Origin of the sequence: Thermogemmatispora sp. (assembly GCF_019683755.1) — a bacterium.
Classification (GTDB): domain Bacteria; phylum Chloroflexota; class Ktedonobacteria; order Ktedonobacterales; family Ktedonobacteraceae; genus Thermogemmatispora.
In genome coordinates, this window is the sequence record NZ_JADGHT010000278.1 from 1 (window position 1) to 6,261 (window position 6,261).

A 6,261-nucleotide genomic window follows, 5' to 3' on the forward strand; every position below is an offset into this window, starting at 1 on the left:
CTCTGGCACCCTTCCTCCGGCCAGCCCCCCCTGCTCCTGCACGCCCATTCCCAGCCCATCTCCGCCCTCGCCTGCTCCCCCGACGGCTCCCTCCTCGCCTCCGCCTCAGAAGACCACACCGTCGCCATCTGGCACACCCCTTCCGGCCGCCTCCTCCGCCGCTATACCTCCCATTCCTACAAAGTCGTCGCCCTCGCCTGGTCCCCTGACGGCTCCCGCATTGCCTCCGCCGACGATGAGGGCCTGATCCACCTCTGGAACCCTCTCACCGGCAAGACTCTCCTCACTAAGCCCTTCGAGCACGAATGCTGGTCCCCCTCCCTCGCCTGGTCCCCCGACGGCTCTCGCCTCGCCGTCACCGCCTGGTCCGATCTGCTCCCTCCAACCATCTCCATCTGGCAAGCCGATACCTTCCAGCCCCTCCTACACTACTATGGTCACCACCACGATATCTACGCCGTCTCCTGGTCTCCCGATGGTTCTCTCATCGCCTCCCTTTCCAGCGACTCCCCCAATGACCCCCCCGCTTCTTCGATTCTCCATCTCTGGGACCCCTCCTCGGGCCGCCTTCTGCACCGCTGGCCCTGTCACGCCTTCCTTGCTCCCGTCTGGTCACCCGACGGCTCCCTCCTCGCCTTCGAGGGTCTACAAGGTCTTGAAATCCGCTCCGTCCGCCCTGGCCTTCCCCTTCTCTTTCTCCCTGCCTCCTCCCCCTGCGCCTGGTCACCCGACGGCTCCCTCCTCGCCTCCCTCTCCCCCTTCTCTGTCGACCTCTGGCCCGTCTCCACCCTCCTCTCCTAGCTAATCGGCCCAGCAGGCGCCCCGACTTCCAAAAGAGCAGATACCCGGATAATTGACGCCAGCAGCGGGGAAAGCCACCTTTAGACCGGTGCCTTCTCCGCTGCTACCCCTCCGGCACAGCTAAACACCCCGAAAAGAACCTCCCCTTCATCCTATTGACAACGACCTCGATGAAGGGCGTCTCCAAGCCCACAGAGAAGACGCTGCTAAAGGACCTCCTGGAGACAGTGACGAAGGATGCCATTGAGAAAAGGTCTGCAAGAGGGCCTCCCGAAGCTACTGGGTAAGGCGGGCTCGCCGCAAGAGCACCCGCTGACTATATTTTTCAGCCGCGCCAAGGGCGATGAAGACTACCATGGGGAGATACTCTATGCGCGCTGAAAATCTCGTTCCTGTCTCCATCGAATTGGCCTCCTGGCTGGGACTGCAACGCTCGCAAGCTCAGGGCTGGCATTATTTGACCTTCGACCCGCCGCTTTACGATGCCTGGGATGTGCTCGGTTACCGCACTTTTGACGACTCTTCTACTCTTTTCATAGAGATTCGCCCTCTACATATCGATCTTGAGTGGCTCCTTTTCCCATTGTCTTTCTCTACTACCAGTGGCAGCCATTCCTCCTCTTTCCAGGCCGAGCAAGAGGCCGACAGTTACCTACGGCTGAATTTCCAACGCCTGGCTCTGCTGACTGGCTTTTTGGAGCGACTGCTGGCAGATGGATCGACTGCCCAGGGAAAAGCTGACCTGACCAGCTTCTCTCCTCTTGGTCGCGAAGAGCTGCGCTCCTGGCACCTGCACGCTTCTCTCCTTGCCTATGAGCCTGAGATTCCTGCCTCCTCGGGTCCTTTGATTGCACATCCCTACTGGTATCGCTATGACCCTGAGCCTGGGGTTCGCTCTCGAGAAAGCCTCCCAGAGGGTCAGCGCCTGCTTGCCATACCCTGGTGGTCTCCCAGCGATGCAACTGGCGATCTCGATCATCTCGTTTTCACGCGCGTCTATCCTGAAGACCTGGGCAAGCCCACTTTCGAGTTGGAAGATTCTTCTCAGGGACGAGGCACGCTCGGCTTCAGCCAGGCGAGTTTGCGCGCACTCCTCGATCTGCTGCAAATTCGCCTGGAACGGCTGGGGCTTGCCAGCCGACCACCAACTTTTAGCCCTCTTTCAGAGCCTGCTACAGCCTCTTTCTTGGGAGATAGGCGGGAGCTTGCCAGCCCTCGCCTGCTGGGAATCGATGATCTGACGGCAGCTCTTCGCAGCGACAGGCTTACCCCCGACGATCTGTTGCCTATCCGTGTCTTTCGCAAGGTTCCAGAGATGGACGCCTGGGGCCCGCTTTCCCGGGGCGGCTTGCGTGGAGACCCTGCCTATCTCGAGAATGGAGCATGGTATACCCTCGATAACCGACTGCTCGCCGCGCTCCAGCAGGCCGGCATAACCGACACACCTGTCCTGGCGGCTGACCCAAGCGATCTTGGAGTAGCCAGCCTTCGCCGGTTGTTCAGAACGCTCAAGTGCGAGCGCTGGAAGTTTGGCCATCCATAGTAGCATTACAGGACCGGCGTGGCCAAGCCGTGACCCTCCAGGGCCGACTTCGCCAGTCCTAGCAAGAAGGGAGCAGAGTTATAGCATGGACCAGGAAGAACACCTTGATCCCCTTTCCTCTGATGATATTGCCTTCTTCAGATTAAACCGTTCACAGGCCCAGGGCTGGCGCTATCTGATCTTTAGCTCATCCCTCTACCTGGCCCCCATGATGGATTGGACAGCCGATGCGCTCGGCTATCGCCTACTGCCGCCTGCCAGCCCGCTTTTTTGTCTAGCTTCGTCTGCTGCACCTCGATGAAGATTTTTTCAGCGATGACCCTTCAGATGATACATCCCCCTTCCTTCCCGATCAGGAAGGAGCTGGCTATCTCGCGTTTTCTCCCCACCGCCTCACGCTCGTTGTAGACTTTCTCGAAGGTCTTTTGCAGGAGTCCGTCGCTCCGCTCTCTTCTGCTCCCTTGTTCCATCTCCTCAGCTCTGAGGATCTCAAAGCCTGGCGGCTTGACCCCCTCTTCTTACGCAAAGACCGAAACGGACAGCCATCACCTCCTCTCTGGTATCGCTACGAACCAGAAGAGTCTGTCCGTTCTATGGAGACTCTCCCCGAAGGGATGCGCGTCGTTCAGCTACCTCCTTATAGCCCTGGTAAGACTAGTTACCGCTATGGCTACGGCAACTTTAGCTTGCGCTTCACCCGTGTCTACGAGACAGATCTACAAGATCCCTCCTTTGAGCTTGCAGATTCTTGTTGGGGCCGGGGAACCCTTGGCTTCAGTCGCACGGGCCTGCGCCAGTTCATTGGGCTGCACAAAGCCGGGCCTGCCCGACGCTGAGCCGCTTGCGACACGCTGCTGCCTCCCGCTCAGTCAGAGAATAACAGGCACCGGCCCACTGGCTACCTTTCCACCACTCCTGATCAATCTCCCCATCACTGCCTGGCCTTTTCCGGCTGGCGGCGGCCCTCAAGCAGGCCAGCGCCAGACGATAGCGTGCAGCAAGCTTATTCCCTAAGTTCCGGCATTGGCAGGCCAGCCCAGCCCCAATACAGCGGACGACAGTCCCCTTTCTTCCAGCCTGGCCCTGGCTGCGCGCGCAGAGTAGCACAGAACAAAGCAGGCTGACCAGCTCCTGACAGGGAGCCAGGCGCTAACAGATTTCTAACGTTTCTCCCACACTCTTCTAACATAGCCTATGGCATCATATGTACCGTGGGGAGGTGTACCATACCACCGCAGAGCGGAAGAAACCACACACCACTTGACTCGATACAAGCAAGGCAACTCACCAAGCTTCCCAGGGACCTGCGTAGCTAACATGGAGGTGTGCCATGCCAGTTGAAACTCATAAGGAAACACTGGGCTTTCAGGCGGAAGTCAAGCAATTGCTTGACATCATGATCCATTCTCTTTACAGCAATAAAGAAATATTCTTGCGAGAGCTTATCTCTAATGCTTCAGATGCCATCGACCGCCTGCGCTTCGACGCGCTCTCAAATCCCGATCTCTACGAGCGCGACGCCGACTTCAAGATCCGCGTCTCCTACGACCGCGACGCCCGCACCATCACAGTGAGCGACAATGGCATTGGCATGTCGCGCGAGGAGGTCATTCAGAATATCGGCACCATTGCGAAGTCAGGCACACGCGAATTCTTCCAGTCACTCACCGGCGACCAGCGCAAGGACGCCATGCTCATCGGTCAGTTTGGTGTCGGCTTCTACTCCTCGTTCGTCGTAGCCGACCGCGTGACCCTGCTGACACGCCGCGCCGGCCTACCAGCCGAGCAAGGTGTACGCTGGGAGTCCGACGGCCAGGGCGAGTATACAATCGAAACCATTGAGAAACCAACTCGCGGCACCGACGTCATTTTGCACCTGCGCGAGGGCGAGGACGACCTGCTCAATGGCTACCGCCTGCGCTCGATCATCCGCAAGTACTCAGACCATATCCAGCTCCCCATCGTGATGAAGGTCGAGGGCAAGGATGAGGAGGAGGTCGTTAATAAAGCCTCAGCCCTGTGGGCCCGCCCAAAGAGCGAGATCAGCGAACAGGAGTATAAGGACTTCTATAAGTATGTCTCCCACGACTTCGCTGATCCACTGGCCTGGGTCCACAGCCACATGGAGGGCACCCACGAGTATACGCTCCTGCTTTTCATTCCCTCGCAGGCCCCCTTTGACCTCTGGCTGCGTGAGCGCCATCACGGCGTCAAGCTGTATGTGCGCCGCGTCTATATCATGGACGACATCGAGAATAAGCTACTGCCGCGCTACCTGCGCTTCGTGCGAGGGATCATTGACTCCGATGACCTGCCCCTCAACGTCTCGCGCGAGATGCTGCAGCAGAACCGTCTGATCGACACGATGCGCGCCACGGCCACCAAGAAGATCCTCGGCCTGCTCAGCGATATGGCCGAGAAGGAGCCGGGCAAGTACGCCATCTTCTGGCGCGAGTTCGGGCGCGTCCTCAAAGAGGGCCTGGTCGAGGATAAGGCCAATCGCGATCTGATCGCCCGCCTGCTACGCTTCGCCTCAACGACCAGCGGCCCAGAGCAGTCGGTCTCGCTGGAAACCTATGTCTCGCGCAAGAAGGAAGGCCAGGATAAGATCTACTACCTGCTGGCCGAAAGCTACGAGGCCGCCAAGGACAGCCCACTGCTGGAGATCTTTAAGCAGAAAGGCGTCGAGGTCCTGATCTGGACTGATCCCATCGACCATTTCGTGCAGCACGAACTACACGAATACGGCGGCCTACCCTTCCAGTCAATCGCCCGTGGCGAGGTCGACCTGAGCAAGCTGGAGGATAAACAGGAGCAGGAGGAACGCCAGAAGAGCGCCGATGAGGCCCGCGACCTGCTGGAGCGCTTCAAGAAGGTCCTCAGCGAGAAAGTCAAGGATGTGCGCACAACAAGCCGCCTGACAACTTCACCCGCCTGCCTGGTGGTCGACGAGGGCGGTATCGATCCCAACTTGAAACGCCTGCTGCAGGCTGCCGGCCAGGCCGTCCCCGCCGATAAGCCAATCATGGAGATTAACCCGCAGCACCCGATTATTCAGCGCCTGCGCCACGAGCAGGACGAGGAGCGCTTCGCCGACTGGGCCTGGGTCCTCTTCGATCAGGCTGTGCTCAGCAGCGGTGACCAGTTGGAGAACCCGATCAGCTTCGTCAATCGCCTGAATAACCTGCTGACCCGCCTGGGCACGGCGTGAGGCCGGCCACAGCAACACCAGCCAGCAGCGAGGAACCTCTCCCCGTCCCACAGCTCTGTTTCGCCCGCACCCGCTTGCTCCCAACCAGCGGGGCGGGCGAGCTGTTTGCTCCTGATCCCCTGATGATGCCTTTCTCGAGGCTACGCCGCTCTCCCTTTTGCCTTTGTTGGAGAAGCCGCCTTATCTGGAGCAAGGTCCTCCAATTACGTCCCGTGGCTGGACAGCCAAGAGCACGCTCAAGCTCAGCAGGCGTCAGCTTCGAGCGTCCGATCCCATCGGCATACCAGATATACAGCTCCTGACCACGTGCCGAGAGCTGCAGCTTCTCGGGTCCAGCGGCGGCAAGTCGCTGCAAGACTGAGGCCGCCGCTGGCACCGGAGGCGCGGCCAGGAAGAGCACCACGAGACGCTCAGGCGCCTGCTCGGCCTCTGACGGGAAGGGATTCGTCGTAATGACCTCCTCCAGATCAACGGCTCTGCGCAGGACGACTCGGCTGGCAAAGCCAAACTCCTGGAGACAGCGCCCCTCAATCTGACAAGCCAGACTCAGGGCGTCACCTTCGTCGCTGGTGAAGAGCACGTTGCCTGTCTGGATATAGGTATTGACTGCCTGCAGTCCCAGGGCCTCATGCATCCTCCTCAGAGCCAGCATGGAAACCACTCCATGCCCGCCCACATTGAGCGCGCGAAAAAAAGCCACATAGGT

General features: G+C 59.5%; 5 protein-coding genes and 1 pseudogene. 5 read left to right on the plus strand and 1 reads right to left on the minus strand.

The features are described 5' to 3' along the window. From IRZ24_RS15415 to htpG, 5 genes and pseudogenes are all read left to right on the plus strand, one after another. Positions 1-801 (plus strand): annotated as a pseudogene (locus IRZ24_RS15415) (hypothetical protein); the annotation flags it as partial. 370 nt (positions 802-1,171) lie between these two features. Beyond that, on the plus strand, positions 1,172-2,344 hold the full coding sequence (locus IRZ24_RS15420; RefSeq protein WP_297165833.1) for a hypothetical protein: 1,173 nt from the start codon (positions 1,172-1,174) through the stop codon (positions 2,342-2,344). Between the two features lie 85 nt (positions 2,345-2,429). After that, a complete protein-coding gene (locus IRZ24_RS15425) occupies positions 2,430-2,645 on the plus strand; it encodes a hypothetical protein (protein WP_297165836.1) in 216 nt (71 codons plus the stop codon). Positions 2,646-2,937: 292 nt separating this feature from the next. Continuing rightward, positions 2,938-3,180 (plus strand): hypothetical protein, encoded by a 243-nt coding sequence (locus IRZ24_RS15430; RefSeq protein WP_297165838.1) that lies wholly within the window; start codon positions 2,938-2,940, stop codon positions 3,178-3,180. Positions 3,181-3,674: 494 nt separating this feature from the next. Further along, a complete protein-coding gene (gene htpG / locus IRZ24_RS15435; protein ID WP_297165841.1) occupies positions 3,675-5,555 on the plus strand; it encodes a molecular chaperone HtpG in 1,881 nt (626 codons plus the stop codon). On the opposite strand, the gene IRZ24_RS15440 is transcribed toward htpG, so the two are convergent. Then, positions 5,512-6,261: DUF1697 domain-containing protein (locus IRZ24_RS15440; protein ID WP_297165844.1), on the minus strand; the 750-nt coding region annotated here is incomplete at its 5' end. The two genes, htpG and IRZ24_RS15440, sit on opposite strands and share 44 nt — an antisense overlap.